27 protein-coding genes are annotated in these 26,174 nt (G+C 65.8%); 9 read left to right on the plus strand and 18 right to left on the minus strand.

Translation table 11 applies throughout. From position 1 onward, the window contains the following. The first annotated feature begins 4 nt into the window (after window positions 1–4). The 6 genes from AC3WP6_RS09375 (at window position 5) to AC3WP6_RS09400 (ending at window position 4,629) form a co-directional block, all read left to right on the plus strand. A complete protein-coding gene (locus AC3WP6_RS09375; protein WP_492627453.1) occupies window positions 5–352 on the plus strand; it encodes a hypothetical protein in 348 nt (115 codons plus the stop codon). 92 nt (window positions 353–444) lie between these two features. After that, window positions 445–1,488 carry an agmatine deiminase family protein gene (locus AC3WP6_RS09380; RefSeq protein ID WP_492627454.1) on the plus strand — a complete coding sequence of 348 codons (1,044 nt, stop codon included), beginning with the start codon at window positions 445–447 and terminating at the stop codon, window positions 1,486–1,488. A 162-nt stretch (window positions 1,489–1,650) separates the two neighbouring features. Next, window positions 1,651–2,541, plus strand: coding sequence for a carbon-nitrogen hydrolase (locus tag AC3WP6_RS09385; protein ID WP_492627455.1), 891 nt, complete (start codon window positions 1,651–1,653; stop codon window positions 2,539–2,541). A 60-nt stretch (window positions 2,542–2,601) separates the two neighbouring features. Then, a complete protein-coding gene (locus tag AC3WP6_RS09390) occupies window positions 2,602–3,828 on the plus strand; it encodes a TraB/GumN family protein (protein WP_492627456.1) in 1,227 nt (408 codons plus the stop codon). 106 nt (window positions 3,829–3,934) lie between these two features. Beyond that, the gene (locus tag AC3WP6_RS09395) at window positions 3,935–4,264 is read left to right on the plus strand and encodes a c-type cytochrome (RefSeq protein WP_492627457.1); all 330 of its coding nucleotides are present in this window, start codon (window positions 3,935–3,937) and stop codon (window positions 4,262–4,264) included. Window positions 4,265–4,278: 14 nt separating this feature from the next. Then, on the plus strand, window positions 4,279–4,629 hold the full coding sequence (locus AC3WP6_RS09400) for a c-type cytochrome (protein WP_492627458.1): 351 nt from the start codon (window positions 4,279–4,281) through the stop codon (window positions 4,627–4,629). Window positions 4,630–4,702: 73 nt separating this feature from the next. On the opposite strand, the gene AC3WP6_RS09405 is transcribed toward AC3WP6_RS09400, so the two are convergent. After that, a complete protein-coding gene (locus tag AC3WP6_RS09405) occupies window positions 4,703–5,311 on the minus strand; it encodes an NfuA family Fe-S biogenesis protein (protein WP_492627459.1) in 609 nt (202 codons plus the stop codon). Between the two features lie 146 nt (window positions 5,312–5,457). Between AC3WP6_RS09405 and AC3WP6_RS09410 the strand changes: the two genes are divergently transcribed. Then, a complete protein-coding gene (locus AC3WP6_RS09410; protein ID WP_492627460.1) occupies window positions 5,458–5,799 on the plus strand; it encodes a 4a-hydroxytetrahydrobiopterin dehydratase in 342 nt (113 codons plus the stop codon). A gap of 97 nt (window positions 5,800–5,896) precedes the next feature. On the opposite strand, the gene AC3WP6_RS09415 is transcribed toward AC3WP6_RS09410, so the two are convergent. Then, complete coding sequence (locus AC3WP6_RS09415) at window positions 5,897–6,886, minus strand: RluA family pseudouridine synthase (protein ID WP_492627461.1); 990 nt, start codon at window positions 6,884–6,886, stop codon at window positions 5,897–5,899. Window positions 6,887–7,214: 328 nt separating this feature from the next. Between AC3WP6_RS09415 and AC3WP6_RS09420 the strand changes: the two genes are divergently transcribed. Further along, on the plus strand, window positions 7,215–10,268 hold the full coding sequence (locus tag AC3WP6_RS09420) for an Rne/Rng family ribonuclease (RefSeq protein WP_492627462.1): 3,054 nt from the start codon (window positions 7,215–7,217) through the stop codon (window positions 10,266–10,268). A 79-nt stretch (window positions 10,269–10,347) separates the two neighbouring features. Here the strand turns inward: AC3WP6_RS09420 and AC3WP6_RS09425 are convergent, their stop codons facing one another. Continuing rightward, window positions 10,348–11,001, minus strand: coding sequence for a response regulator (locus AC3WP6_RS09425; protein WP_492627463.1), 654 nt, complete (start codon window positions 10,999–11,001; stop codon window positions 10,348–10,350). A gap of 488 nt (window positions 11,002–11,489) precedes the next feature. Next, complete coding sequence (locus AC3WP6_RS09430) at window positions 11,490–11,972, minus strand: winged helix-turn-helix transcriptional regulator (RefSeq protein WP_492627464.1); 483 nt, start codon at window positions 11,970–11,972, stop codon at window positions 11,490–11,492. Here AC3WP6_RS09430 and AC3WP6_RS09435 point away from each other — a divergent pair. Continuing rightward, window positions 11,965–12,816, plus strand: a complete 852-nt coding sequence (locus AC3WP6_RS09435) for an SDR family oxidoreductase (RefSeq protein WP_492627465.1) — start codon at window positions 11,965–11,967, stop codon at window positions 12,814–12,816. The two genes, AC3WP6_RS09430 and AC3WP6_RS09435, sit on opposite strands and share 8 nt — an antisense overlap. 262 nt (window positions 12,817–13,078) lie before the next feature. Here the strand turns inward: AC3WP6_RS09435 and lpxK are convergent, their stop codons facing one another. The 14 genes from lpxK to AC3WP6_RS09505 form a co-directional block, all read right to left on the minus strand. Next, complete coding sequence (lpxK, locus tag AC3WP6_RS09440) at window positions 13,079–14,050, minus strand: tetraacyldisaccharide 4'-kinase (RefSeq protein WP_492627466.1); 972 nt, start codon at window positions 14,048–14,050, stop codon at window positions 13,079–13,081. Window positions 14,051–14,056: 6 nt separating this feature from the next. Continuing rightward, window positions 14,057–15,835, minus strand: a complete 1,779-nt coding sequence (gene msbA / locus AC3WP6_RS09445) for a lipid A export permease/ATP-binding protein MsbA (RefSeq protein ID WP_492627467.1) — start codon at window positions 15,833–15,835, stop codon at window positions 14,057–14,059. Then, entirely contained in the window at window positions 15,832–16,263 is a 432-nt protein-coding gene (locus tag AC3WP6_RS09450) for an ExbD/TolR family protein (protein WP_492627468.1), read from the minus strand. Before AC3WP6_RS09450 ends, msbA begins: the two co-directional genes overlap by 4 nt. A 3-nt stretch (window positions 16,264–16,266) precedes the next feature. After that, window positions 16,267–16,968, minus strand: a complete 702-nt coding sequence (locus AC3WP6_RS09455; protein ID WP_492627469.1) for a MotA/TolQ/ExbB proton channel family protein — start codon at window positions 16,966–16,968, stop codon at window positions 16,267–16,269. 51 nt (window positions 16,969–17,019) lie between these two features. Next, entirely contained in the window at window positions 17,020–19,338 is a 2,319-nt protein-coding gene (locus AC3WP6_RS09460) for a DNA internalization-related competence protein ComEC/Rec2 (protein ID WP_492627470.1), read from the minus strand. An 87-nt stretch (window positions 19,339–19,425) separates the two neighbouring features. Then, a complete protein-coding gene (lolD, locus tag AC3WP6_RS09465; RefSeq protein WP_492627471.1) occupies window positions 19,426–20,139 on the minus strand; it encodes a lipoprotein-releasing ABC transporter ATP-binding protein LolD in 714 nt (237 codons plus the stop codon). Further along, window positions 20,132–21,373 carry a lipoprotein-releasing ABC transporter permease subunit gene (locus AC3WP6_RS09470; protein WP_492627472.1) on the minus strand — a complete coding sequence of 414 codons (1,242 nt, stop codon included), beginning with the start codon at window positions 21,371–21,373 and terminating at the stop codon, window positions 20,132–20,134. The genes lolD and AC3WP6_RS09470 overlap by 8 nt, the downstream gene beginning before the upstream one ends. Window positions 21,374–21,478: 105 nt before the next feature. Then, complete coding sequence (locus tag AC3WP6_RS09475) at window positions 21,479–21,916, minus strand: protein YgfX (protein WP_492627473.1); 438 nt, start codon at window positions 21,914–21,916, stop codon at window positions 21,479–21,481. After that, window positions 21,888–22,121 carry an FAD assembly factor SdhE gene (locus AC3WP6_RS09480; protein WP_492627474.1) on the minus strand — a complete coding sequence of 78 codons (234 nt, stop codon included), beginning with the start codon at window positions 22,119–22,121 and terminating at the stop codon, window positions 21,888–21,890. Before AC3WP6_RS09480 ends, AC3WP6_RS09475 begins: the two co-directional genes overlap by 29 nt. Window positions 22,122–22,228: 107 nt before the next feature. Then, entirely contained in the window at window positions 22,229–23,011 is a 783-nt protein-coding gene (locus tag AC3WP6_RS09485) for a succinate dehydrogenase iron-sulfur subunit (protein ID WP_492627475.1), read from the minus strand. A gap of 19 nt (window positions 23,012–23,030) precedes the next feature. Further along, the gene (gene sdhA, locus AC3WP6_RS09490) at window positions 23,031–24,818 is read right to left on the minus strand and encodes a succinate dehydrogenase flavoprotein subunit (protein ID WP_492627476.1); all 1,788 of its coding nucleotides are present in this window, start codon (window positions 24,816–24,818) and stop codon (window positions 23,031–23,033) included. A gap of 3 nt (window positions 24,819–24,821) precedes the next feature. Continuing rightward, a complete protein-coding gene (sdhD, locus tag AC3WP6_RS09495) occupies window positions 24,822–25,235 on the minus strand; it encodes a succinate dehydrogenase, hydrophobic membrane anchor protein (protein ID WP_492627477.1) in 414 nt (137 codons plus the stop codon). Next, window positions 25,232–25,627, minus strand: coding sequence for a succinate dehydrogenase, cytochrome b556 subunit (gene sdhC / locus AC3WP6_RS09500; protein ID WP_492627478.1), 396 nt, complete (start codon window positions 25,625–25,627; stop codon window positions 25,232–25,234). Before sdhC ends, sdhD begins: the two co-directional genes overlap by 4 nt. A gap of 84 nt (window positions 25,628–25,711) precedes the next feature. Beyond that, a complete protein-coding gene (locus tag AC3WP6_RS09505) occupies window positions 25,712–25,879 on the minus strand; it encodes a DUF1674 domain-containing protein (protein ID WP_492627479.1) in 168 nt (55 codons plus the stop codon). Window positions 25,880–26,174 lie beyond the last annotated feature (295 nt).

Genomic DNA, 26,174 nt, shown 5'->3' on the forward strand with positions numbered 1-26,174 from the left:
GATCATGTTCACGTACCACTACCACCTGCCCTTGCTGGCAGCCTTTGCCATCGGCCTTGGTGCCATGGCCGCCACGCCAACAGCGCACGCCGAAAACCTGCTGCTGCATCGCGTACAGCAGGAAAAGTCGATGAACCTGCCGGCACGCGGCATGACGGCGGCCCAGGTCGAGCACCGCTACGGCGCCCCAGTGCGCAAGCTCACGCCGCGTGGCGGAGACAGCCGCCACCACCCGGTGATCAACCGGTGGGAATACGCCAATTTCATCGTGTACTTCGAGCACGAACACGTGATTCATTCGGTGCTCAACACGCCGGCTGGCAACAACACCAACCCTTCCGCGGCACATTGAAACATGCGCAGGCGCGGTCCGCGGCAACGCGGGCCGCGTTTTCGTGTGCACACCGGTAAACTGGCGGGCCGTCATCTGCGCGAGTGCAAACCATGTCCGAGCCCCGTTGGCGCCTGCCTGCCGAATGGGAGCCGCAATCGGCAGTGCTGATTGCCTGGCCACATGCCGGCACCGATTGGGCGGCGCGCCTGGCCGAAGCGGAAACCACCTATGCGGCGCTGGCAGCCGCCGTCACCCGCTTCCAGCTGCTGATGGTCGTGGTGGCCGATGCCAACGTGCGGCACCAGGCGCAGGCGTGCATGCAGCGCGCCGGCGCCAACGCCGCGCGCGTGCGTTTCGTCGAGTTGCCCTATGACGACACCTGGCTGCGTGACTCCGGGCCCATCACCCTCAGCAACGACGACGGACGTTTCCAGCTCACCGATTTCCGCTTCACCGGCTGGGGCGGCAAGTTCGGCGCCGAACGCGACGACGCCCTGATTGCCGGACTGATGCGCGCCGGCGTGTTCACCCAGGCGACGCACACGCGCATCGACTGGGCACTGGAAGGCGGCGGCATCGAAAGCGACGGCACCGGCACCATCCTGACCACCTGGCGCTGCCTGCACCAGCGCCACCCCGACGCCAGCCGCGCGCAGATGGAAGCCGTGCTGCGCGACGCGCTGCATGCCGAGCGGGTGCTGTGGCTCGACCATGGCTACCTCGAAGGCGACGACACCGACGCGCACATCGACACGCTCGCGCGTTTTGCGCCCGGACAGAACATCGTCTACCAGGCCTGCAACGACGCGCAGGATCACCACCACGCGGAGCTGCAGCGCATGGGCGCCGAACTCGCCGCCTTGCGCACCCGCAGCGGCGAGCCGTACCGCGTGCATGCCCTGCCATGGGCGCGACCGATCATCGACGAGGGCCGCCGGCTGGCTGCCTCGTACGCCAATTACCTCGTCATCAACGGCGCCGTGCTGGTGCCGGCCTACGGCGACGCGGCCGATACCGAAGCCGCGCGGCTCATCGGCGCACTGCACCCCGGCCGCGCCGTAGTGCCGGTGCCCTGCCGGCCGCTGATCTGGCAAAACGGCAGCCTGCACTGCATCACCATGCAACTGCCGGCCGGTGTGCTGGCAACACCCTGACCCGTGGGTCGGGATTCATCCCGACAGGCTCTTCGCGAACCGCCTGCCGGGATTCTCCGGCCAGACACGAGACATCGCACCGTCGGGCCGAAATCCGACCCACGCCGCCTGACCCACGCCTGCATCGACTAAAATGGCGCGCTGCACGATGGAGAAACCGCCATGGCCCGCAAACTGCTCAAAGTCGCCTTGCTGCAGGAAACCGATCGCGGCAGTCGCGACGCCAATCTCGCCGCGATCGAGGCCGGACTGCGTGAGGCAGCCAAGGCCGGCGCCGAGCTGGTGCTGCTGCAGGAGCTGCACAATGGGCCGTATTTCTGCCAGCACGAGTCGGTGGACACGTTCGATCTGGCGGAAACCATCCCCGGTCCCGGCACCGCGCACCTGGGCAAACTCGCGGCCGAACTCAAGCTGGTGGTGGTCGCCTCGTTGTTCGAGAAGCGCGCGACCGGGCTGTATCACAACACCGCGGTGGTGTTCGACCGCTCACCCGCGATCGCCGGCAAGTACCGCAAGATGCACATCCCGGACGATCCGGCGTTCTACGAGAAGTTCTACTTCACGCCGGGAGACCTGGGCTTCGAGCCGATCCAGACCTCGGTCGGCAAGCTCGGCGTACTGGTGTGCTGGGATCAGTGGTACCCCGAAGCCGCGCGCCTGATGGCACTGGCCGGCGCCGAACTGCTGCTCTACCCGACCGCGATCGGCTGGGATCCGCGCGACGAAGCGGCTGAAAAGGAGCGCCAGCGCGATGCGTGGGTCACCGTGCAGCGCGGGCACGCGGTAGCGAACGGCCTGCCGCTGCTGGCAGTGAATCGCGTCGGCTTCGAGGCCGATCCCTCCGGCACCGGTGCCGGCATCCAGTTCTGGGGCACGAGTTTCGTCGCCGGGCCGCAGGGCGAATTCCTCGCCAAGGCCGGCACCGACGGCCGCGAACTGCTGCTGGCCGAGGTCGACCTTGCACGCAGCGAAGAAGTGCGGCGCATCTGGCCGTTCCTGCGCGACCGCCGCATCGATGCCTATGGCGACCTGCTCAAGCGTTTCCGCGATTGAGCTTGCTTCGCCGCCAACCGCACCCCATGCTTCGGGTTACCTCGACTTGCCTGTCCGCGCATGAGTGATACCGCTGCCGATCTGCCGTCCGTACTCAAGGATCAACCGATCGAGCGCATCGAGCGCGACGGCGTCGAGTACGTGATCCTCGGCACGGCACACGTCTCGCGCACCAGCATGGAAGCGGTCAACGCGCTGTTGGAAACCGAACATTACGACGCGGTGGCGGTGGAGCTGTGCGAAAGCCGCGCGCAAAGCCTGCGCGATCCCGATGCATTCAAGCGCATGGATCTGTTCCAGGTGATCCGCCAAGGTAAGGCCGGCATGGTCGCGGCCAGTCTGGTGCTATCCACCTTCCAGAAGCGCCTGGCCGAGCAATCCGGCATCCAGCCCGGTGCCGAGATGAAAGCGGCAATGGACGGCGCCGAAGCGCGCGCGCTGCCGCTGTGGCTGATCGACCGCGAGGTGGGCACCACGCTCAAGCGCGCGTGGCGCAGCGTAGGTTTCGTGCAGCGCTTTGGCCTGCTCGGCGGCCTCATTGCCAGCGTGTTCGAGCGCGAGGAAATCGAAGCCAGCGAGATCGAAAAGCTCAAGCAGGGCGACATGCTGGAAAGCGCGTTCAGCGAGTTTGCCAATGAGTCGAAGCCGCTTTACGCCAGCCTGATCGATGAGCGCAACCGGTTCATGGCTGCGCGCTTGCGCGAGGAGGCCGCCGGCCTGCCCGCCAGCGAACCGCGCCGCGTGCTGGTGGTGATCGGTGCCGGCCATCTGCAAGGCCTGGGCGACCTGCTGCATACGCAAGCCGAGGCGCCTGCCGCGGTGGTTGCCGAACTGGGGAAAACGCCGCCCAAGGCGCGCTGGCCAAAGTGGCTGGCGCTGGCACTGGTGCTGGCCGTATTTGCCGCCATCGCCTTTGCGTTCCATCGCAACACCTCGCTGGGCGCCAGCGCACTTACCGCGTGGGTGCTGTTCACCGGCGGCTTTGCCGCGCTCGGCGCGCTGACGGCTGGCGCCCACCCCTTCAGCATCCTGGCCGCGTTTGTGGCCGCGCCGATCAAACCGTTCCGCCCCGGCATCCCGGCCGGCGGCATCAGCGCCATGGCCGAGGCCTGGGCGCGGCACCCGCGCGTCGCGGATTTCGACAGCTTGCGCGACGACATCGGGCACTGGAGTGGCTGGTGGAAAAACCGCGTCGCCCGTACGCTGCTCAACTTTTTCCTCGTCAGCGTCGGCACCATCGTTGGCGAATACAGCGCCGGCATCCACATCTTCCGCGCGCTGGTCTGACCTGACGCAAGTCAATCGGGTGCGGCATGTTGTCCACTTGCAGACCGCATGCTTATACTGCGGCGGTCGCTGTATCAACCACCGTTGTACTTGGGGAACCGATTCGATGACACGACTGCATTTGCTCGGTCTTGCCGCCGCATGTGCGTTGCTGGCCACGTCCAGCGCGTATGCGGAGGGCAACAAGGCAGAGGGCCGCACCTTGGTCTACACCTGTGCCGGCTGCCATGGCGTACCGGGCTACACCAATGCCTACCCCAATTACCCGGTGCCGAAGATCGCCGGGCAAAACGAGCAATACCTCGTCAACGCGCTGAACGGCTACAAGAACGGCGAGCGCACCTATCCGACGATGGCCGTGCAGGCCCAGAGCCTGTCCGAGCAAAACATCAAGGACATCGCCGCCTACCTTTCCAGCGTTACGCCGCTCAAGTGATCGAAGGATTCCGCATGCAACGCGCATTTGCACTCATCACGCTCGGCGCCGCGCTGGCGCTGGCTTCCGCTCCGCTGCTGGCCCGCGGCAATGCCGCCGATGGCAAGACCAAGGCCGCCGCCTGTTTCGCCTGCCACGGCGCCGACGGCAACGGCGTCGATCCGCAGTACCCGCGCCTTGCCGGCCAGTACGACGGCTACCTCGTCCAGGTGCTGCACGAGTACAAGAGCGGCAAGCGCAGCAACCCGATCATGAAAGGCATGGTGGCGACGCTCTCCGATCAGGACGTCGAGGATGTCGCCGCCTATTTCTCCGGCCTGCCGACCAAGCTCGATACCTTGAAGGGCCACGTTCAGGGCGACTGAAACCAGGCTTGGCCCATGCAATGCGCGAAGCCCGCCAATCGGCGGGCTTCGTTGTTGCGCGCGCGTCGCGGCCTCATGCCATCGCCGATTTGCCTTCGTGCTTCTTGTAATACGGCTGCTTGCCGTCGGTATGGTCGGTAGCGTCGCGCACGACCTTGATCTCGGGGATCATTTCCTTCAGCGTTTTCTCCACGCCCTGTTTCAGCGTGACATCGACCATGCCGCAACCGTGGCAGCCACCGCCGAACAGCAGCACGATGATGCCGCCCGGCTCGATGTCGAGCAGCTTGACGTTGCCGCTGTGCGCGGCGAGTTTCGGGTTGATCTCCGAGTCGATCACGAACTGCACGCGCTTCGCCAGCCCAGCCTCGGCGCCCGGCACCTCGCCCTTGATCCGCGGCGCCTGGATGTTGAGCAGACCGCCGGTCTTGGTCGGCTCGAAGTCGATCGTGGCGCCTTCCAGCCAGCGTGCGCTCGGACCGTCGACGTAGAAGGTGAAACCCTCGCAGGCCACCTGCCACTCATCGCCGACAAGCTCGTCGTTCTCGCAAAACTCCAGCTCGCAATTGGCCGCCGGGGTACCCGCTTCGAGCACGTGCATGCGGATACTGAGGTCGTCGCTCTGCTGCAGGTCGAGCAGGTGGCGGAAGTGCTTTTGTGCGGTTTCGGAAATGTCGATCATCGTTTGCCTGTCGCGGCTGTCGGGCGCGGCTGTCGCGTTCGCTCTCAATCCGGACCATTTTAGTACGGTTTCGCTTTTTCCCGCAGGCTTTGACTTTCCTGTCGACGGCTCCGAGGCTGTGCGCCAAATCCATTCGCGGAGTTGCCATGAATCTCGATCAACTGGCCCACCAGCCCTGCCAGCCGCGCAAAGGTGCGGCCGATGCGCTCGCTGCTGCCGACCTGGCGGCGGGTTTGTCCGCCCTTCCCGGTTGGGCGTTGACCGCCGACAACCACGCGATCACCAAGGATTTCCGTTTTCCCGACTTCCACCACACGCTTGGCTTCATCAACGCCGTGGGTTTCATGGCCAACCGGGAAGACCACCACCCCGACCTCGAAGCCGGCTACGGCCATTGCCGCATCACCTGGTCCACCCACGACGTTGGCGGGCTGTCGATGAACGACCTTATCTGCGCCGCCAAGGTCGAGGCGCTGCTGAAGCGCTGAACGTGCCAGGCTGAAACCGGGTTTGAGGCCATGTGCACGGCGTCGCGATCTTCGTCACCGTCCCCGGAGACCTTGGCAGGTTTCCCCGGCAGGCCTGTCAGCGCCGGCGACGCTCGCGGCGCCGTTCCCCGCCGCCACTGGCGCTCAGCGCATCGAGAAAGTCCTTGAGGTCATCGGGCAGCGGCGTGGAGAAGTCGTAGGCGCGCCCGTCCAGCTCGAAGCCGAGATGGGCGGCGTGCAGAAACATCCGGTGCAAGCCCAGCTCACGGAAACGCTTGTTGGCCTCGCGGTCGCCGTATTTCGGATCACCGGCCAGCGGGTGGCCGATGTGCGCCGCGTGTACGCGAATCTGGTGGGTGCGCCCGGTGCCGAGCGTGGCCTGCATCAAGCGCGTGCCAGGGTAGGCCTCCACCTCACGGAAGAACGTCAACGCCGGCTTGCCGTCGTCGCTGACGCGCACCATGCGCTCACCACCCTGCAGCACCGACTTGCGCAACGGCACGTTGACGTCGAATTTCGCCTTGGCGGGCGCACCGACCATCAGGCACAGGTACTGCTTGGTCACCTCGCCGGCCCGGATCGCCGCCTGCAGGCCAATCAGCCCGGCGCGGGTCTTGGCCAGCACCAGCACGCCGCTGGTATCGCGATCCAGCCGATGCACCAGCTCCAGCGAGTCGCGCGGACGCGCCGCGCGCAGGATTTCAATCGCGCCATGGCTGACGCCGCTGCCGCCGTGACTGGCGATGCCGGAAGGCTTGTCGATGACGAGGAAGTGCTTGTCCTCGAAAATCACCGTCTCATTGAGCGATGCGACCAAATTCGCGGGTGGGGCCTCGTGTTCGTGAGGTTCTGCCGTGCGAATCGGCGGAATTCGCAGCATATCGCCGTCAGTTAGCCGGGTATCGGGCTTGGCGCGCTTGCCGTTGACGCGCACCTGCCCCGTCCGCAACAGGCGATAGATCATGCTTTTCGGCACCCCCTTGAGCAGCGTCGTGAGTGCGTTGTCGAGCCGCTGGCCGTCCCGTTCGGGTCCTACCGCGAGTTGTCGCACGCCGTGCTGCGCGTCACGGGAAGTTGCCGTCTGCATTGAAAAAAACCTGTCTGGATAGGATACTTGCCGGGCGTCGATTCCTGTCTGCCGCATGCGGCTTTGCAGGGTCCGCCCGTCACGCGGGTGAGGATGGCGCCGCCTGCCTGAAGCAGCGGTCGCGACTGCCTTTCATCGTAACGGTTCGGATGGTCGTTTGCCCGAAGCCCCATGGCCACGGCGCGCCCGACGCGGCTGACCGAACATCCGGGCGCCGGGAACGGCGCCATTACCAAACCGCTCTGCGCAGCGGCGCGATTCACGGCAGGCCGCCAGCCCGGCGCCACCGCGGCACGCGACGCGCGACGGGGCCAAGGAACCCACCACCATGAAGCGCATGTTGATCAACGCAACTCAGCGTGAAGAGTTGCGCGTGGCCATTGTCGATGGCCAAAACCTGTACGACCTCGACATCGAAATCCCCTCGCGGGAACAGAAAAAAGCCAACATTTACAAGGGCCGCATCACCCGCGTCGAACAGTCGCTCGAAGCCTGCTTCGTCGACTACGGCGCCGAGCGCCACGGCTTCCTGCCGCTCAAGGAAATCTCCCGCGAGTACTTCGCCGCCGGCGTCGACCACCACAAGGCCGGCATCCGCGAGCTGCTGAAGGAAGGCCAGGAGGTCGTTGTCCAGGTCGAAAAGGAGGAACGCGGCAACAAGGGCGCCGCGCTGACCACCTTCATCTCGCTGGCCGGCCGCTACATGGTGCTGATGCCGAACAACCCGAAGGCCGGCGGCGTCTCGCGCCGGATCGAGGGCGAGGATCGGCAGGCGCTGAAGGAAGCCCTCGAACACGTCACGGTGCCCGACGACGTCGGCCTGATCGTGCGCACCGCCGGCCTCGGCCGCGACGCCGAAGAGCTGCAGTGGGACCTGGATTACCTCCTGACCCTGTGGCGCTCGATCAGTGAGGCCGCCAGCGCGCGCAAGGCGCCGTTCCTGATCTACCAGGAATCCAAGCTGTTCATCCGCGCCCTGCGCGACTACCTGCGCAGCGACATCGGCGAAATCCTGATCGACGAGCCCGACCTCTACAACGACGCGCGCGACTTCATGCAGCAGGTGATGCCGACCTCGCTGCGCAAGCTCAAGCTGTACCAGGACGACACTCCGCTGTTCACCCGCTACCAGATCGAGACCCAGATCGAGAGCGCGTTCGACCGCCAGGTGCGCCTGCCCTCCGGCGGTTCGATCGTGATCGACCCGACCGAGGCGCTGACCGCGATCGACATCAACTCGGCCAAGGCCACCAAGGGCTCGGACATCGAGGAAACGGCGCTCAACACCAACCTCGAAGCCGCCGTGGAAATCGCCCGCCAGTGCCGCATCCGCGACACCGGCGGCCTGATCGTGATCGACTTCATCGACATGGACAGCCCGCGCCACCAGCGCGAGGTGGAAGACAAGCTCAAGGAAGCGCTGAAGTTCGACCGCGCCCGCGTGCAGGTCGGTCGCATCAGCCGCTTCGGCCTGATGGAAATCTCGCGCCAGCGCCTGCGCCCGAGCCTGGGCGAGGCCACCCAGATCGTGTGCCCGCGCTGCGAAGGCCATGGCGTGATCCGCAGCATCGAGTCTTTGGCGCTGTCCACATTGCGCCTGATCGAAGAGCACGCGATGAAGGAGAACACCGGCGAAGTCGTGGTGCAGGCGCCGCCGAGCGTCGCCAACTTCATGCTCAACGAAAAGCGTGCCGGCGTGGTCGAGATCGAGCTGCGCCACAAGGTGCACATCGTCATCATCGCCGACGAGAAGCTGGAAACGCCGCACCTGGAAATCCAGCGCATCCGCGAAGCGGACATGGGCGAGCACAGCCCGCCGAGCTACGAGCGCCTGACCAGCACCGAGCCGACACCGCTGCCGAAAATGGGCCAGGCGCTGGGCAGCCACGAGCAACCCGCTGTCTCCGGCGTGGTGCCTGCAACCCCTGCGCCAGTACGTGAAGAAGCTCCCGCGCCAGTGCCCGCCCCCAGCAAGCCGCCCGCAACCGCGCCGGCGACAACGCCGGCAAGCGGCGGCATCATCGCGCGCCTGTTTGGCTGGTTCCGCAATGCCGCCGCCGCAGCGCCGACTTCCGCGCCCGCCGCCACGTCAGAGCATGCCGGCGACGAGCGCCGCAATCCGCGCGGCAATGGCGGCAATCGCAATGCGCCACGCCGCGGCGACCGCAATGAGCGCAGCGAACGCGGCAATCGCAACAGTCAGTCCGGCAGCGGCAATAATGGCGGCAACAACAGCCGACCGCGCCGCGACGCCAATCCGCAATCGGCCAAGTCGAGCAACAACAACGCCGGCAACCGCGGCGGCCGGCAACCCCGTGCCGATGAATCCGGGCAGCGACCGGCCCCGACGCCACGCGCAACCAAGCCGGATCGCCAACAAAACGTGTCGGCAACCGCCGCCGAGACCCCATCGGCCACCACCGAACGCAAAGCCCTTGTCGCAGTCGCCGCTGCTGCTCCTGCTGTTGCCAGGCAGCCCGCAAGTGACACGGCAGCCAAGGCGACGCCGGCACCAAGCGAAGAAAAGCTGCCATTGGCCACTGCAACGGCAACGGAAGCAACTTCCTCGGCGGCAGACGCGCCGGCAACCACGCCAGCTGGCGACGACGCGCCGGCAACCGAAAACGATGCCGAAAACCCGACCCGTCGCCGCCGTGGTCGTCGTGGCGGCCGCCGTCGCCGCCGGCATGACGAGGCAGCAACTGGCATCAATGGCGGCGAGTCGGTCGCAGATGGCGCAGAGGATGCGCAGCATGCCGACTCGGGCAACCCCCGTACGGACACGGCCGAGATGCCAGCTCCGACCGGCGCCGCAACAAGTGCTTCGACACCCCCCGCAGTAACTGCTGCCACGGCCCCCTTACCAACCCAGGCTGTCTCTCCGGCTCCAGCACCCGCCGCCCCGAAACCGCCGCGCACCGAACCGCCGCGCACCGAACCACGCCGTGCGCCACTGGCCGAGGCGCCGCTGGCTGCCGCCGTGGCGACAGCCTTCAGCCTGCCGACCTTGCCGCCAATTGCGCCGCACCCGGCAGAGAAAACATCGGCCGCCACGCCGGTGGCACCCACCGCAACGGCGTCGCGCACGGTAACCACTGGTAACCCTCCGGGACCCGAATCAAAGTCGGCCACACCGGAGTCGGCCAACTCACCGATTGCCGCCGCACCGGAGTCGACCAGCAGCCCTTCACCGACCGCACCAGCACCAGCACCAGCACCGGCACCGGCACCAACGCCTGCCGCAGTGCCGGCGGCGCCGCTCGTCGACCAGACTCCGCACCAAGGCGAGCTTCTTGTGGCGCCACGCCCATTGACGCCATCGGTAGCCCCTGCGGTGGAAAAGCCGGACGATCCTGAAGAGAGATCGCATCCTTCCGTCTGAGCCGTTCGCTCTGTAACAAGAAAAAGCCGGGCAACGCCCGGCTTTTTCTTGTGGTTTCGAGCATTGGGCTACGCGTGAATCAAAGTCGCACCTGGTGGTTGGGCGAGTCGATCAAGCCGTGCAACGTCATCAGGTGCGCCAGGCTCAGCACATGCTCGATACGCAGTTTTTCCATCAAGCGCTGCTTGTAGGTGGAAACCGTCTTGGGGCTCAGGTTGAGCTGCTCACCGATGACGGTAAGCGGCTTGCCGTGCACCAGCATCATCGCCACTTCCAGCTCGCGACTGGACAGCGCATCAAATGGCGAGCCGGTACCGTCGATCGTGGCCAGCGCCAGCTGCTGCGCGACTGCCGGTGCCAGATAACGCCGCCCCATCGCAACCTGCCGCACCGCGGTCACCAGCTCGTCCGCATGACAACTCTTGGTCATGTATCCCGAAGCGCCAACCTCCATCAGTCGCCTTGGGAAGCGCCCGCCATCCACCACGGTCACCACCACGATGCGCGTCGGCAGCTCGGCACGCCGCACCCGTTCAGTCAGCTCGATACCGCTCATCCCGGGCATGTGCACGTCCACCACCGCCACCTGGGGTTTCAAACTGCGGATCAACCGCAGGCCATCCTCGGCATTACCGGCCTCGGCACAGACCCGCAAATCCGCGTGTTGTTCGAGGATCATGCGAAAACCGGTGCGTACCAGCTCGTGATCGTCCACGATGGCAACCTGAATCATGCTCAGCACTCCTTTCCGAGATCGACCAACCCAAAGGAGACATGGACAAACGCCCACATCGATACGGAAGCCGGCTGGCGTCGCCAGCGCGCAACGCCGACAACCAGAACGGCAAAAATCTGCTTGCGAGTACCTGCCCTGCCGCACGTGCAAGTTCTTGCGTAAACGGAGTAGTTGGGCCACGGTGCCATGGCTCACGGCCTGCTGCTGTAGGCATCGGCTGATACGCACGTCCGATTTCGCCTTGCCGCCGTCAAAACGTCCACCCAACCCTGACGTCGTGGTGCACCAGGCGCACCCTGCCCGCCGCTTCATGCGCCAGCCGGTGCCCAATGGCCAGGCGGGCATACTCCGGCAGCTGTGGGGCTGGACCAAGCGCCACAGCGAACCGTATTTTCGCAAGCCACTCCAAGGGATCGGCGTTTGGGGTGACCGCGTTGCGCCCGCCATCCCGCGTGCTCGCTGCGTTGCTCCGGCCAGGCCATGGCTCAGCCGGCTTTGCCCAGGATTCGCGGCAAATTGATTTCGATCCAATCGGCAAGGCCGCGCACCTGGGCGGCAGCTTCACGGCCCAGTGCAGTCAAGCTGTATTCGACATGCGGTGGCACGACCTCCAGCGCGGTGCGTCTGACCAGGCCATCGCCTTCCAGCCATTGCAGGGTCTGCGCCAGCATCCGCTCGCTGACGCCATCGACCGCGCGTCGCAGTTCGCTGAAACGATGCGTGCGCGTCTCAAGCACGATCAGCACCAACACACCCCAGCGGCTGGTGACGTGCTTCAACACCTCACGCGACGGGCAGTGGCGATTCAGCAGGTCACCACGGCCAAGGCGCTCCGACAGGCCGGGCACCCTGCGTGGAATGACTACCTCCTCCCGCTTGACACTAACCTTCATGTACGTACTTCCTGATAGTTCGTGCATATCGTAGAGTCGTGGCATCCCCTTTTCAAAGGAAGCTCCCATGTTCATTGCCATCGCCGGCGCCAGCGGCCAACTCGGGCATCTGGTGGTTCAAAAGCTCAAAGGCCATACGCCCACTGCCAATCTGGTCGCGCTTGCGCGAACCCCCGCCAAGGCAACCGACCTTGGCGTTGGCGTGCGTGAAGCCGACTACGACCGCCCGGCCACGCTCGCGCCCGCACTGGCGGGCGTCCACACGTTGCTGCTGATTTCCGCCAGTGAATTGGGCCAGCGCGAGCATCAGCACCGCAACCTGATCGAGGCAGCAAAGCAGGCTGCGGTTCAGCGCATCGTCTACACCAGCCTGCTGCACGCAGACAGCTCGCCACTCAACCTGGCCGGCGAGCACCTGGCGACCGAACACATGCTGCACGAGTCGGGCATCGCCTGGACGATCCTGCGCAACGGCTGGTACACCGAGAACTACACCGCGGCCATTCCCGGCGCGCTGGCTGCGGGTGTGCTTGTCGGCAGTGCGGGCAACGGTCGCATCGCCGCCGCACCGCGATTGGACTACGCCGAGGCGGCTGTCGCCGTGCTCACCACCGACGGGCACACCGGCAAGTGCTATGAACTGGCTGCCGACAGTACCTGGACGCTCACCGAACTGGCCGCGGAGATTTCACGTCAAACCGGTCGAGACATTCCCTATCGCAACCTGCCCGAAGCCGACTACGCGGCCACCCTGGCTCAGCATGGCTTGCCCGCGGAGCTGGCGCGTGCCATCGCCAGCTGGGATGTCGGTGCCGCGCACGGCGCGCTTGACGACGACAGCCACACACTGTCCCGGCTGATCGGCCGGCCGACCACGCCAATGGCACAGGTTGTGACCGCCGCGCTCAAGCCAGCTTGACGTGAAATGGCGAGCCGGGCTACGCGCCACTTCCATTCACGCGTTCGCCTGCCGGCTCCGCCGTGAGCGGGGACAGGTCTTCCTGTCCTGTCCCCGCCAGTCGCGATCGCAGCGCGCATGCACGCCGCCTGCCCTTGCGCGGCGGGTTGCGCCGTGGGCGGACGATCAAGCGCGCCATACCTGCGTCTTTGCGCCCTGGCGATCACGCCAAAAGTCGGCCCAGACGAAGCCTGATCGACAGCGTCCCAAGCCGGCAACCCGGCTACGGCAACCTCGCGATCACCGCATCGAAAAACGCAGTCGGCAGTACCGCACGCACCGGTACGCGCCACGCATGCGCCAGTGCAAGGCCGGCGCATTTCACGGCATCCTTGTCGGTCATCAGCACTGGCAGCGCATCACCAAAGGCGAAGTCGCCGGCAACGAAGGCGTGATGGTCGGCAAACGGGTGCTCGATGACGTCGATGCCCGCGCCACGCAAGGCGGCAAAAAAGCGTGCCGGATGACCGATGGCGGCGACCGCATGCGCTCGCCGGCCAGCAAACGCGGCCAGCGGCTGCGTGCGCCCGTCGGCGAGCGTGACCGCCTCATCGCCAACCAGACGCATGGCGTGCTCGCCCGCCTGCGGCTCGCCGCCGTTGCACACGCGCAGATCGACGCGCGCGAGCCGGCGCAGCGGTTCACGCAGTGGCCCGGCGGGCAGCAAGTGGCCGTTGCCAAACCGGCGTACGCCATCGATGACGCAGATCTCGACATTGCGCGCAAGGCGGTAGTGCTGAAGGCCGTCATCGGCGATCACCACGTTGCATCCGGCTTCGATCAACATGGCCGCCGCCGCGGGACGATCGCGGCCAATCGCCACCGGCACCCCGCTCGCACGGATCAGGCAGGGCTCGTCGCCCACGGTACGCGGATCGGGTGCGTCTCCCAGCAGCAATGGCCCGCGCTTGCTGCCGCCGTAGCCGCGGCTGACCACGCCGGGTTTCCAGCCACGTGCGCGCAACGTTGCCGCCAGCGCGATGGTCAACGGGGTCTTGCCGGTGCCGCCGGCGGTGAGGTTGCCAATCACGATGACCGGTGCCGCCACGCGCACGGAACGCAGTACACCAACGCGATACCACCCACGCCGCAACCCCGTCAGCACGCCATACAAAACCGCCAGCGGCCACGTCCACCACGGGCTGCGCACGCCCTCGCGATACCAGGTTTCACTGAGCGTCTGCGCCAGGCTCATGGCGCGTCAACCACCCTCGGTATCGGCATCGTGAAACTGCATGCGATACAGCGCGGCATATTGACCACCCCGCGCCAGGAGTTCGGCATGCGTGCCGCGCTCGACGATGCGGCCGGCATCCATCACCGCGATCTGGTCGGCGCCTTCGATGGTGGAAAGCCGGTGCGCAATGACCAGGGTGGTGCGGTGCTGCATGAGGCTGTCCAGTGCCTGCTGGATCAAGTGCTCGGACTCGGTATCCAGCGCGCTGGTGGCTTCGTCCAGCACCAGGATCGGCGCATTCTTGAGGATGGCGCGCGCAATCGCGATACGTTGACGCTGGCCGCCGGAAAGCTGGTTGCCGGCCTCGCCGATCGGGCTGTGGATGCCCTGCGGCATGCGCGCGATGAACTCCATGGCATTGGCGGCAGTAGCCGCCGCCACGATCGCCTCCTCACTCGCTCCCGCCAGCTCGCCGTAGGCGATGTTGTTGGCCACGGTATCGTCGAACAGCACCACGTTCTGGCCGACCCACGCGATCTGCCGGCGCAATGAGGCAAGGGTGTAGTTCTCGTAGTTTTCGCCATCCAGCACGATGCGCCCGCCGCTGGGTTCGTAGAAGCGCGGCAAGAGGCTCACGAGGCTGCTCTTGCCGCTGCCCGAACGCCCGACCAGCGCGGTGACCGTGCCCGGCGCGCAATCCAGCGTCACACCGCGCAGCGCCGCGCAGTCGTTGCGCGGATAGGTCAACCGCACGTTTTCAAAGCGCAAATCGCCGCGCGCACGCGCCAACTCGATCGTGCCGCGGTCAATCTCGGCCGGCGTGTCCATGATCGCGAACAGATCCTCGGCCGCCGACATCCCGCGCTGGATGTTGGCCTGAACGTTGGTCAGGCGCTTGAGCGAGGGCAGCATCGCACCCATCGCCGTCAGCACCTGCACGAACACGCCGGAGCTGATGTGGTCGATCACACCCGGCCGCGTGCCCAGCCACACCAGCGCGGCGAGCGCGCACGCGGCCACGGTCTGGATGGCCGTGCTCGAGCTGGCGTTGGTCGCGGCGATCTTGAGGTTCAGCCGGCGCGTGCGATGGGTGACGTCGTCAAAGCGCTCGGTCTCGCGCTGCTGGCCGCCGTACACGCGCACCTCGCGGTGCGCCCCGACCGATTCCTCCACCGCGCCGGTCACGCTGCCCATCGAGCCCTGGATGCGCCGGCTGATCTGGCGGTAACGACGGCTGACCACGGTGGCGATGAGTGCCACCGGCGGCACCATCACCAGCAGCACCAGCGTGAGGTAGGCACTGGTGCTGAGCATCACGTAGAACATGCCGATGACGGTGATGCCCTCGGTGACCACCGTGCGCAGCGCGTCGGTGGATGCCGAAGCCACCTGCTCGCTGGTATAGGTGATGCGCGACACCTGCTGGCCCGAGGGCTCGCCGCCGAAAAACGCGGCCGGCAGGCGCAGGTAGGTGGTGAACACATCGTGCTGGATCGCCTGCACCACGTTGCGGCCAACGTAGGCCATGCCATAGGTGCTGAGAAAAATGCCGACGCCGCGCACGCTGAAGATCGCGATGATCCAGATCGGCATCCAGAAAATGAGATACGGATCCTTGTGCGCAAAGAGCTGGTCGATCATTGGCCGAAGCAGCCGGGTGAAGGCCGCCAAGCCACCGCCATCCGCCGCCATGCCCAGGATGGCGATCACGCCCACCGCCCAATAACGCCGAGTGTAGCCAAGCAGCCGCTTGTAGATGCCCCAGGTATGGGCATCCCACAAGGCGACCTTGCCGGCGTTCATTGCGCTGCGCCCGGATGGGTCGGTGTGGTCGCGATCGATAGTTGGGTGAAGCCGAGCTGGCCGAGTGCATCCATCGCGGTTACCACGCTCTGGTGCGAGGCCTGCGCATCGGCGCGAATCGTCACCGGGCGATCGTGCTCGCCGTTGGTCGCCTGCTCGATCGCCTGCTTGAGCACCTCGACGCCTGCACCGGGCACCGCGTCGCTGCCCACCCAGTAGTGGCCCTCGCGGTCCACCATGACGACCAGCGTCGGCGCGTTGATGTCGCGGTCGTGCACGCTGGCATCGGGCAGCGTCACCTGCATGCGCGAGTGCTGGATGAAGGTGCTGGTCAGCACGAAAAACATCAGCAGCGTGAGCAGCACGTCGATCAACGGCACGATGTTGATCTCGAACTCGTCCCGCCGGCGATCATTGCCGATGTGCATGGCTCAGCCCGCCGTCGGCGCCGGATGGGCGACCACGGCACGCCGCGCTCGCGGCGCCGCCGCGGCGACATTCAATGTGAGGTCGTCAAGCAGCGCGGTGGCCTGCTTTTCCATGTCCACGCAATAGCCGGCCACGCGCGAGTGGAAATAGCGATGCAGGATGTACGCCGGGATTGCGATGGTCAGCCCGGACGCGGTGCAGATCAGTGCCTCGCCGATGCCGCCGGCCATGCGCGCCGGGTCGCCGATGCCGCCGGCCATCACTTCCATGAACATGCGGATGAGGCCAATCACGGTGCCGAACAGACCCAGCAGCGGGCCGATCAGCGCAATGGTGCCGAGCGAGCTGAGATACCGCTCCATGCGATGCACCACATGGCGGCCAGTGTCTTCGATGCGCTCCTTGATCAGCTCGCGGCCCTGGCCGCGCACCCGCAGCGCGGCGGCCAGCAGCTCGCCCAGCGGCGAGCCGTCTTCCAGTGCTTCGAGATGTTCCGGATCAAGCGTGCCGCCGCGCGCCCACTGGCGCACCTCGTCGCCGAGGCCGGGCGGCAATACCGCCTTGCGGCGCAGGGTCCAGAAGCGTTCCAGCACAATCGCCAGCGCCACCAGCGAGCACACCACGATGGGCACCATGCCCCAGCCGCCAGCTATCAGGATGTCGAGCACGTTGGTTACCGTCGCGTTCAAGCCGAAGGCACGCATGATAGCAGCGGGCCTGCCCGGTTCCGTGGCGAGCGTGGCAGTTGCAGCGCGTTACTCGCGCCAGTAGCGCACCGCGCGCAAGCGCTGGCGGGCAAGCACATGGGCAGGTGCCGCCACCGGAAACGCCAGGCCAATCGCGCCGCTGTCGGCGGTGTTCAGCACCGGCACCCCGGCCTCGACATAGCGCGCGACGACCGCGGGCTTCGGATGACCGAAGCGGTTGCGCCAGCCGGCGGAAATGATCGCCAACGACGGTGCCGTTGCCGCGATGAACGGCGCGCTCGACGAGGTCTTGCTGCCGTGGTGCGGCACCACCAGCACCGGTGGCGGCCCGGCGCCAAGCGCTGCCGCCACCGCCGGCTCGGTTTTGTGCGTGATATCGCCCGTCAACAACAGGCGACCGCCCTGCCCCTCCACCAGCAGCACACAGGAGCGGTCGTTGCCCTTGCCGCGAGCGTCGGCGGCCGGATTCAGCACGCGAAAGCGCACGTCATCCCAGGTCCAGGCCTGTCCAGCGACGCAGGCGTCCATCGGCGGCTGCGTGCGTGTCGGCTCACCCGCCAAGCGGCGCGCACGCGGAAACGCCGCAACGACACTCGCTGCGCCGCCCGCGTGATCATTGTCCGCGTGACTGACGATCAGAGTGTCCAACTGCCGCAGACCAAGGGCGTGGAACGTCGGGACCACCACCGCCTCACCCAGGTCGAAGCCGGACGGATAGCTCGGCCCAGTGTCATAGATGAGTGCGTGCCCGCGGGTGTGCACCACTACGGCCAAGCCCTGCCCCACATCGAGTACCCAGGCCTCGAACGCGCCTGCCGCAGGCAACGGCAAGCGCGGCCATAGCAGCGGTGCCAACAGCAGCAACCCGAGCCAGCGCAACGGCACGCCGCGCGGCAAAAACAACCACAGCGCCCCCAGCAAGGCCAGCGCCAGTGCCCATGGCGTCACCTGCGGCAGGTACCAATGCGCACCCGGCCAGGCAGCCAGGCGTTCCAGCCACCACCACTGCACATGCGCGAGGCGGCCAATGACCCACCAGGCGAGCGGTGCCGCCGGCGGGCAGGCGCCGAGCAGCACGCTGGCAACCAGCGCACCCGGCACGATCACGAAGCTGACGAACGGCACGGCCATGAGATTGGACAGCGCACCCACCAGCGATGCCTGACCGAAGAACCACAAGGTGAGCGGCAACAGCGCCACCGTCATCAGCCACTGGCTAGCGGTGAGCTCGTGCAGGAACGCCCGCCAGCCGCGGCCACGCCGTTCCAGGCTCACCATGAGAAACGCGACGCCGACGAACGACAGCCAGAACCCTGCCGCCAGCACCGCCAGCGGGTCGAACGCGAGGATCGCCAGCAAGGCCAGCGCCAGCGAATGCAGGCCATGGCTGCCACGTCGACTCAATCGCGCCAGCGCCACCACCGCAATCATCAGCAAGGTGCGCACGGTAGGGATGCCAAACCCGGCCAGCGCGCTATAGCCCCATGCCACCAGCAACGCACCAGCCGCCTGTGCCGGCGGCCGCGGCCAGCGCAACGCGAGCGCTGGCCACAGGAAATACAGTGCGCCAACCAGCCACACGCCGAAAATCGCGGCCACGCCGACGTGAAAGCCGGAAATCGCGATCAGGTGGGATACACCGTTCGCACGCGCGATATACCATTCGTGCTGGCCCAGTCCGCGGGTGTCGCCCACTGCCAGTGCACGCAGCAGTGCCGCATCGCGCCCGGCACCCACCTGCGCGTCGATCCGCGTGGCAATCGCGGCGCGCACCCGATCCACGCACCATGCCGTCCCGAGCCGCTGGTTTGCCACATCCTCGCGCACGTAGCCGGTAGCGACGATGCGTCGCTGCAACGCGCTGCGTTCGCCGTCGACGGTGCCGGGGTTGACCAGCCCGCGCGGGCGTTTGAGGCGCAACACCAGCCGCCAACGCTCACACGGCGAAAGCGGTGGCGCGGTGCGATACCAGTTGAGCTGCACGTTTCCCGTGAGCGCCACCGGCGTTTCGCCATGCCACGCGCGGGCGATATCGAAGGTGAAGCGCGTGGCGTCCTCGCGCGCCGACGGCAAATCCACCAGGCGCCCGACAACGGTGAAATCCTCGCCCTCAAGCGCACGCGGCAAGCGCGCATCCATCGCGCCGCGCCCAGCCGCGCCGGCCCACGCGGCGCCGAGCAGAAAGACCAACCAGAGGCACCACCCACGCCGTCGTGCCAGCGCCACGGCGGGAACCAGCGCCGTACACGTGGCGAGCATGACCCAGTGCGGTGGCAACCGCGGCAACCATTGCACCGACAACGCGCCCACCAGCGCCACCGGCGCGACGGCGCCGGCTTCGATCCATCCCGCCACCCTGCCCCGCATACCGCTCCCCGTCGGTACCAACCGGAGTTCGAGGCTAACCCGTGGCGGTCAGCCGGCAGGATGAAAACCGCGTAGGCGCAGCCCGCGTCAGTCGTGGGCCTTTTCGCGCAGCACGCCGCCGTGCAGCACCAGCGTGCGATCCATGCGCGCAGCGAGCCGATGGTCGTGGGTGACGAGGACGAAGCTGGTGCCGACTTCGCGGTTCAACTCCAGCATCAACTCGTACACCTGCGTGGCGTTGCCTTCGTCGAGGTTGCCGGTGGGTTCATCACCCAGTACGCACGCGGGCCGGGTCACCAGCGCACGCGCCACTGCACAACGCTGGCGCTCCCCACCGGAAAGCTCGGCCGGCTTGTGGTCGATGCGCGCGCCCAGTCCCACGCGTTCGAGCAGGGCATGCGATTGCCGCTGCGCCTCGGCAATGCCGGTGCCGCGAATGAGCAGCGGCATGCACACGTTTTCCAGCGCCGTGAACTCGGGCAGCAAGTGATGGAACTGATAGACGAAACCCAGCGCGCGATTGCGTACCCGGCCACGCTCGGCATCCGACAGTGCGGAAAGGTGATGGCCGTCGACCTCCACCTCGCCGGAGCTCAAGGTGTCGAGCCCGCCCAGGATGTGCAGCAGCGTGCTCTTGCCCGAGCCGGATTGGCCGACGATGGCCATCGTCTGGCCGCGCGCAAGCTCGAAGCTCACATCGGTGAGCACGGCGGTGTTCAAGCCGCTCTCGGTATAGGTCTTGGCCACGCGGCTCGCGCGCAGCACGCAATCGGTTTTCGCCATCGGTTTGTGCTCACTCATAACGCAGCGCCTGCGCCGGCTGCGTGCGCGAGGCGCGCCACGCGGGGTAGAGCGTCGCCAGCAGCGAAAACGCAAAGGTCACCAGCGACACCCAAACGACGTCGCCCAGCTCCAACCGGCTCGGTACTTCGCTGATGTAGTAGACGTCCGGCGACAAAAACTGCACGTGGAAAATGTGCTCGATTACCTTGACGATGCCCGGCAATTGCCACGACAAGAGCGAGCCCAGGCCCACGCCGATGGCAATCCCCACCAATCCCACCAGCAGGCCTTGCACCATGAACACGCCCATCACGCTGCGCGGCGTCATGCCCAGCGTGCGCAGGATCGCGATATCGGCCTGCTTGTCGGTCACCAGCATCATCAGCATCGAAATGAGGTTGATGACGGCCACCAGCACGATCAGCGACAGGATCACACCCATCACCTTCTTTTCCATCGAGATCGCGGAGAACAGGTTGGTGTTGGTCTGCTCCCAGGTTTGCACCTGGTAGACCTGCCCGAGCTGGTTGGCCAGCGCGCGCGCCACCGGCCGCGCGTTGAACAAGTCGTCGAGCTTCAGCCGGATGCCGGTCGGGCCGGATTGGCTCGCGAGCTTTTCCGCATCCTGCATGTTGACCATCGCCAGGCCGGAGTCGAATTGCTCGATGCCCATGGTGAAGGTACCCACCACGTGGAAACCGCGCATGCGCGGCACCCCGCCAAACGGCGTCGCGCGAAACTCCGGCACCGCCATCACCACCTGGTCGCCGACGCCAACGCCAAGCTGGTTGGCGAGATCCTGCCCCAGCACGATGTTCCAGCTGCCCGGCGTCAGCGCAGCGAGCGAGCCGTGCACCATGTGCTTGCCGATGTCGACCACCGCGGGTTCGAGCTTGGGATCAATGCCGCGCACCATGGCCGCCGACGGCGCGCGGCCTTGCAGCAAACCCTGAATTTCCACGTACGGCGCCGCGCCCTTCACGTGCGGATCGGCATGCGCAATCCGCAACGCGTTGCGCCAATCGGGCATGCTTTCGCCAATGCCCGAAATCGTCGCGTGCGAAATGCCGCCGAGGATGCGGGTTTTCATCTGGTAGTCGAACCCGTTCATCACGCTCATGACGGTAATGAGCGCGATCACGCTGATCGAGATGCAGGTGATCGACACCGCTGAAATGAACGAAATGAACTGGTTGCGGCGCTTGGCGCGGGTGTAGCGCAGGCCGATGAAAAGTTCGAGCGGTCGAAACATGAAGGCTGCCGGCAGACGCCGCACATCATGCGCGGCAAAGTTGGTGATTATCCGGCATCGCGGCACTCTTTGCCCGCAACGCTACCGCCGCCGGCGACCAGCGATTCAGATACGCGGCAGCGCGGCGGACAGATCGAGCGCCGCCAGACGCATGCGCAGGCGGCGACGCAGGTCCGCATCGCTATTGTCCGGCGTCAGCAGCAGCGCCAGCTCACCGTGCACAGCCAGCTTGAAACGCAGCAGGATGCACGGGCCAAACACCCGAAAGCCGGCCAGTACGGCCGCGGTTTCGCCCTCATCGCGCAAGTGCAATTGCCATTGGCCGGCGGCATCACAACCCACCTGCCACACGCGCCCGCGCGTCCAAACCAACGCCGCACGCCACACGCACGCCAGGACCACCGCTACCGTCGCGATACGCGCCCAGGCCGGCGCGCCACTCATCAGCACCGCCACCGCTGTTGCCCCGCCAATCGACGCGAGCGCCGTCGTCATCCAGCACGACGGCCGATAGTCAAAGCCGATGGCGGGTGCGGATGTCATCAATGATCACCTGCCAATCGGCGCGCGGCGCGCGTGCATGGCCCATCAGCCAATCCCAGACCAGGGGGTCCTGCTCGTCGAGCAAGGCGTCAAACGCTTCCTGCAAGGCGGAATCGGCGCCTGGAAACACATGCTCGAACCAATCTCCGAGCATGGCGTCGAGTTCCAGCGTGCCACGGCGCAAGCGCCAGCGGATACGTTTCAAGCAGGCTTCATCCACGGTGTTGCCTCGTTTTCATCAATACCGGCGACAAGAACGCAACAGGCCGCGAGTAGCGGCCTGTTGCATCGTAGCCATGACGTCGGCAGCAATCACGCCGAACGCCGGGCCACCATCAACTTCTTGATGTCCGCAATTGCCTTGGCCGGGTTCAAACCCTTCGGGCAGGTGCGGGTGCAGTTCATGATGGTGTGGCAACGGTACAGTTTGAACGGATCTTCGAGATCGTCCAGACGCTCGCCAGTGGACTCGTCGCGGCTGTCGACGATCCAGCGGTATGCCTGCAGCAGGATCGCCGGGCCCAGATACTTGTCGCCGTTCCACCAATAGCTGGGGCAGCTGGTCGAGCAGCACGCGCACAGGATGCACTCGTACAAACCGTCAAGTTTCTTGCGATCCTCCGGCGACTGCAGGCGTTCCTTGTCCGGTGCCGCGCTCTGGGTGCGCAGCCACGGCTTGATCGAGGCGTATTGCGCATAGAAGTGGGTGAGGTCGGGCACCAGATCCTTGACCACCGGCATGTGCGGCAGCGGATAAATCTTGACGTCGCCGTCCTTCAGGCGGTCGATCGCGCAAATGCAGGCCAGCGTATTCGTGCCGTTGATGTTCATCGCGCACGAACCGCACACGCCTTCGCGGCAGCTGCGACGAATGGTCAGCGTGGAATCGACTTCGTTCTTGATCTTCAGCAGCGCGTCCAGAACCATCGGTCCGCAGTCGTCGAGATCCACTTCAAACGTGTCAACGCGCGGATTCTCGTCGTTGTCCGGGTTCCAGCGATACACCCGGAAGTTGCGCGGCTTCTTCGGATTCTTCGCCGGATAATGCTTGCCCGGTTGGATCTTGGAATTCTTGGGTAACGCAAACTCTCCCATTACAGTTCTCCAATCCAGGTCAGTAAACGCGTTTCTTCGGCTGCACCATCTCGACCTCATCGGTCAGGGTGTACATGTGCACCGGGCGGTAATCGAAGCTGGTCTTGCCGTTGTCGTCGACCTTGACCAAGGTGTGCCGAAGCCACTCGGCATCGTTGCGATCGGGGAAATCCTCGCGCGCATGCGCGCCGCGGCTTTCCGGGCGCTGCTCGGCCGAATGCATGGTGCCCACTGCCTGCTCGAGCAGGTTGGCCAGCTCGAAGGTCTCGATCAGGTCGGTGTTCCACACCAGCGAGCGGTCGGTGATCTTGACCTGCTTGAACGAGTCGTACACCTCGTCGATCTTGCCGCAGCCCTCTTTGAGCGTTTCGGCCGTACGAAACACTGCGGCGTCGTTCTGCATGGTGCGCTGCATCTTGGTGCGGATCTGCGCGGTAGCCAGCTCGCCGTTGGCATTGCGGATCTTGTCGAAACGATCGAGCGCCTTGTCCAGGATGCTGGCCGGCAGATCCTTGTGCGGGGTGTTCGGCTTGATGATCTCGGCCAGGCGGTCGGCGCAGGCGCGGCCGAACACCACCAGGTCGAGCAGCGAGTTGGAGCCCAGCCGGTTGCCGCCATGCACCGACACGCAAGCCGCTTCGCCGATGGCGAACAGCCCCGGCACGATGGCGTCGACGTCGTCGCCGCGCTTCTGCACCACTTCGCCGTGATAGTTGGTGGGAATGCCGCCCATGCAGTAATGCACCGTCGGCAACACCGGGATCGGTGCCTTGGTCACGTCGACGCCGGCGAAGATGCGCGCCGACTCGGAAATGCCGGGCAGGCGCTCGTGGATGACTTCGGGGCCGAGATGCATCAGGTTCAGGAACACGTGGTCCTTGTGCGCCCCGACGCCGCGGCCCTCGCGGATCTCGATCGTGATCGCGCGGCTGACGACATCGCGCGAGGCGAGATCCTTCGCGTGCGGCGCATAGCGCTCCATGAAGCGCTCGCCCTTGTCGTTGGTGAGGAAACCGCCCTCGCCGCGCACGCCTTCGGTGATCAGGCAACCCGCCCCGTAAATGCCGGTCGGGTGGAACTGGACAAACTCCAGATCCTGCAGCGCCAGCCCCGCGCGCAGCACCATGCCGCCGCCGTCACCGGTGCAGGTATGCGCCGAAGTGCAGCTGAAGTAGGCGCGGCCGTAGCCGCCGGTTGCCATCACCGTCGCGTGGCCGCGGAAGAAATGCAGCTCGCCGGCGTTCATGTCGAGCGCCAGCACGCCAAGGCAAGTGCCTTCCTCGTCAAAGATGAGGTCGGTGGCGAAATACTCGACGAAGAACGTCGCGTCATGTGCGATGGCCTGCTGGTAGAGCGTGTGCAGGATCGCGTGACCGGTGCGGTCGGCCGCCGCGCAAGTGCGCTGCGCCGTGCCTTGGCCGTAATGGGTGGTCATGCCGCCGAACGGCCGCTGGTAGATGTGGCCATCCTCGGTGCGCGAGAACGGTACGCCGTAGTGTTCCAGCTCGATCACCGCCTGCGGTGCGTTCTTGCACATGAACTCGACCGCATCCTGATCGCCGAGCCAGTCGCCACCCTTGACGGTATCGTAGAAGTGGAAACGCCAATCGTCCTCGCCCATGTTGCCGAGCGCGGCGGCAATGCCGCCTTGCGCCGCCACCGTGTGCGAGCGGGTCGGGAACACTTTGGAGATGCAAGCCGCGCGCAGGCCTTTTTCGGCCAGGCCGAAAGTGGCACGCAAGCCGGCGCCACCGGCTCCGACCACCACCACGTCGTATTTGTGCTGCTGGATCTTGTAGCTTTCCACGTCTCAGACTCCCAAAGCGATGCGCAGCACAGCCAGCACCGCCGCCGTCGCGGCAAGCACGGCAACGAACTTGATGGCAACCATCGCGGCCACCTCTTTCCAGCGGGTGTGCACGTAGTCTTCCAGTACCACCTGCAAACCAAGCACCGCATGCCAGAACGCGGTAACGATGAACAGGATCAGCAGCAGCGCGTTCCACGGCTTGGCCACGGTGGCGTGCGCCATCGCGTAATCGGCATGCAACAGGCTGAGCACGGTGATGACGAACCACCCGCCGAGCAGGATCAGGGCACCCGCCGTCAGTCGCTGCACCCACCAGTGACCGACGCCTGCCTGAGCCGAGCCCAGGCCGCGTGCGTGTTTCATCGGATCGCGCAGCATGCCGCGCACATCGTCGGTCCCCACACGAAGCGTCATGCCGCACCTCCAACCAGGAGCACATAGGCCCAGATGACCACCAGAAACACGACGCTGCCGATCACCGCCAGCCAGCTGGAGCGGACGAATTGCGAAATCTGGAAGCCCGCGCCGGAGTCCTGCACCAGGTGGCGAATGCCGTTGCACAAGTGAAAGGTCAGCGACCAGCTCCAGCCCACCAGCAGAATGACGCCGATCGGGTTGCCGATGCACGACTTGAACGTCTCAAATGCGGATTCGCTGGTGGCCAGTGCCAAGATGCCCCACACCACCAACAAGGTGCCCACTGCCAAGGCAATGCCCGTGGCCCGATGCAGGATGGATGTCACCATCTGTATCTGCCAGCGATACACCTGCAAGTGGGGGGAAAGCGGGCGCGGTCTATCGGTCATGACGGCTATCCTTGGGTGGAATCGCTGAAAAGGCAGTACCAGACAGCAGCTCCCGAACAACGAACGCCGCCGCGACACGACGCATCAAAAGTCGACGCAACGTCCGTTCTTTTCCCAATCCCCGTAGCGGGTCGGTTCGAGCTCATCCTTCTCGACCTTGTCCCACGACACCGCCCCTTTTCCGGGTGTGGCCGCCATCCCGCCAGTCGTTTCTTCAGGCTTGGATTCGTCGGATTGCTTCGTATCAGTCATGGTCTTTCTGCCAGCCGCCGAAGGTTAGTACGCGGCATCATATCGCACAACCTTGACGCCGACCGTATGCGGTGCTTCGGCGGCGCCGACGACAACGCGACTGCGGCGCACATGCGGCAGTGCCGAAGCCAGCCCGCGCATGGCGGCAAAGCACGGGCCGCATACACGGGTGGCCGTTGTCCCCACGCCAGGTGACGACCCACTGCGCAACCCGTGGCACCTTCCAGGAGTCGTCTTCCGACGCATCTCAAGTATTAGCCGTTTAAACGTTTATACGTATAAATAATCTGTTCGC

This window comes from Rhodanobacter sp. FW106-HT46G03 (assembly GCF_058789895.1).

Bases quoted from the DNA above. Each gene is read 5' to 3' on its own strand.
- AC3WP6_RS09470 (WP_492627472.1), bottom strand. From the start codon at position 21,373: ATGTTTCGACCGCTCGAACTTTTCATCGGCCTGCGCTACACCCGCGCC.
- msbA (WP_492627467.1), bottom strand. From the start codon at position 15,835: ATGAACGCCGGCAAGGTCGCCTTGTGGGATGCCCATACCTGGGGCATC.
- lolD (WP_492627471.1), bottom strand. From the start codon at position 20,139: ATGAGTGAGCACAAACCGATGGCGAAAACCGATTGCGTGCTGCGCGCG.
- lpxK (WP_492627466.1), bottom strand. From the start codon at position 14,050: ATGAGCCTGGCGCAGACGCTCAGTGAAACCTGGTATCGCGAGGGCGTG.
- AC3WP6_RS09390 (WP_492627456.1), top strand. From the start codon at position 2,602: ATGAGTGATACCGCTGCCGATCTGCCGTCCGTACTCAAGGATCAACCG.
- AC3WP6_RS09455 (WP_492627469.1), bottom strand. From the start codon at position 16,968: ATGCGTGCCTTCGGCTTGAACGCGACGGTAACCAACGTGCTCGACATC.
- AC3WP6_RS09395 (WP_492627457.1), top strand. From the start codon at position 3,935: ATGACACGACTGCATTTGCTCGGTCTTGCCGCCGCATGTGCGTTGCTG.
- AC3WP6_RS09505 (WP_492627479.1), bottom strand. From the start codon at position 25,879: ATGACTGATACGAAGCAATCCGACGAATCCAAGCCTGAAGAAACGACT.
- AC3WP6_RS09430 (WP_492627464.1), bottom strand. From the start codon at position 11,972: ATGAACATGGGAGCTTCCTTTGAAAAGGGGATGCCACGACTCTACGAT.
- AC3WP6_RS09405 (WP_492627459.1), bottom strand. From the start codon at position 5,311: ATGATCGACATTTCCGAAACCGCACAAAAGCACTTCCGCCACCTGCTC.
- AC3WP6_RS09435 (WP_492627465.1), top strand. From the start codon at position 11,965: ATGTTCATTGCCATCGCCGGCGCCAGCGGCCAACTCGGGCATCTGGTG.
- AC3WP6_RS09475 (WP_492627473.1), bottom strand. From the start codon at position 21,916: ATGACATCCGCACCCGCCATCGGCTTTGACTATCGGCCGTCGTGCTGG.
- AC3WP6_RS09385 (WP_492627455.1), top strand. From the start codon at position 1,651: ATGGCCCGCAAACTGCTCAAAGTCGCCTTGCTGCAGGAAACCGATCGC.
- sdhD (WP_492627477.1), bottom strand. From the start codon at position 25,235: ATGACGCTTCGTGTGGGGACCGACGATGTGCGCGGCATGCTGCGCGAT.
- AC3WP6_RS09415 (WP_492627461.1), bottom strand. From the start codon at position 6,886: ATGCAGACGGCAACTTCCCGTGACGCGCAGCACGGCGTGCGACAACTC.
- AC3WP6_RS09400 (WP_492627458.1), top strand. From the start codon at position 4,279: ATGCAACGCGCATTTGCACTCATCACGCTCGGCGCCGCGCTGGCGCTG.
- AC3WP6_RS09375 (WP_492627453.1), top strand. From the start codon at position 5: ATGTTCACGTACCACTACCACCTGCCCTTGCTGGCAGCCTTTGCCATC.
- AC3WP6_RS09485 (WP_492627475.1), bottom strand. From the start codon at position 23,011: ATGGGAGAGTTTGCGTTACCCAAGAATTCCAAGATCCAACCGGGCAAG.
- AC3WP6_RS09420 (WP_492627462.1), top strand. From the start codon at position 7,215: ATGAAGCGCATGTTGATCAACGCAACTCAGCGTGAAGAGTTGCGCGTG.
- sdhC (WP_492627478.1), bottom strand. From the start codon at position 25,627: ATGACCGATAGACCGCGCCCGCTTTCCCCCCACTTGCAGGTGTATCGC.
- AC3WP6_RS09450 (WP_492627468.1), bottom strand. From the start codon at position 16,263: ATGCACATCGGCAATGATCGCCGGCGGGACGAGTTCGAGATCAACATC.
- AC3WP6_RS09460 (WP_492627470.1), bottom strand. From the start codon at position 19,338: ATGCGGGGCAGGGTGGCGGGATGGATCGAAGCCGGCGCCGTCGCGCCG.
- AC3WP6_RS09425 (WP_492627463.1), bottom strand. From the start codon at position 11,001: ATGATTCAGGTTGCCATCGTGGACGATCACGAGCTGGTACGCACCGGT.
- AC3WP6_RS09380 (WP_492627454.1), top strand. From the start codon at position 445: ATGTCCGAGCCCCGTTGGCGCCTGCCTGCCGAATGGGAGCCGCAATCG.
- AC3WP6_RS09410 (WP_492627460.1), top strand. From the start codon at position 5,458: ATGAATCTCGATCAACTGGCCCACCAGCCCTGCCAGCCGCGCAAAGGT.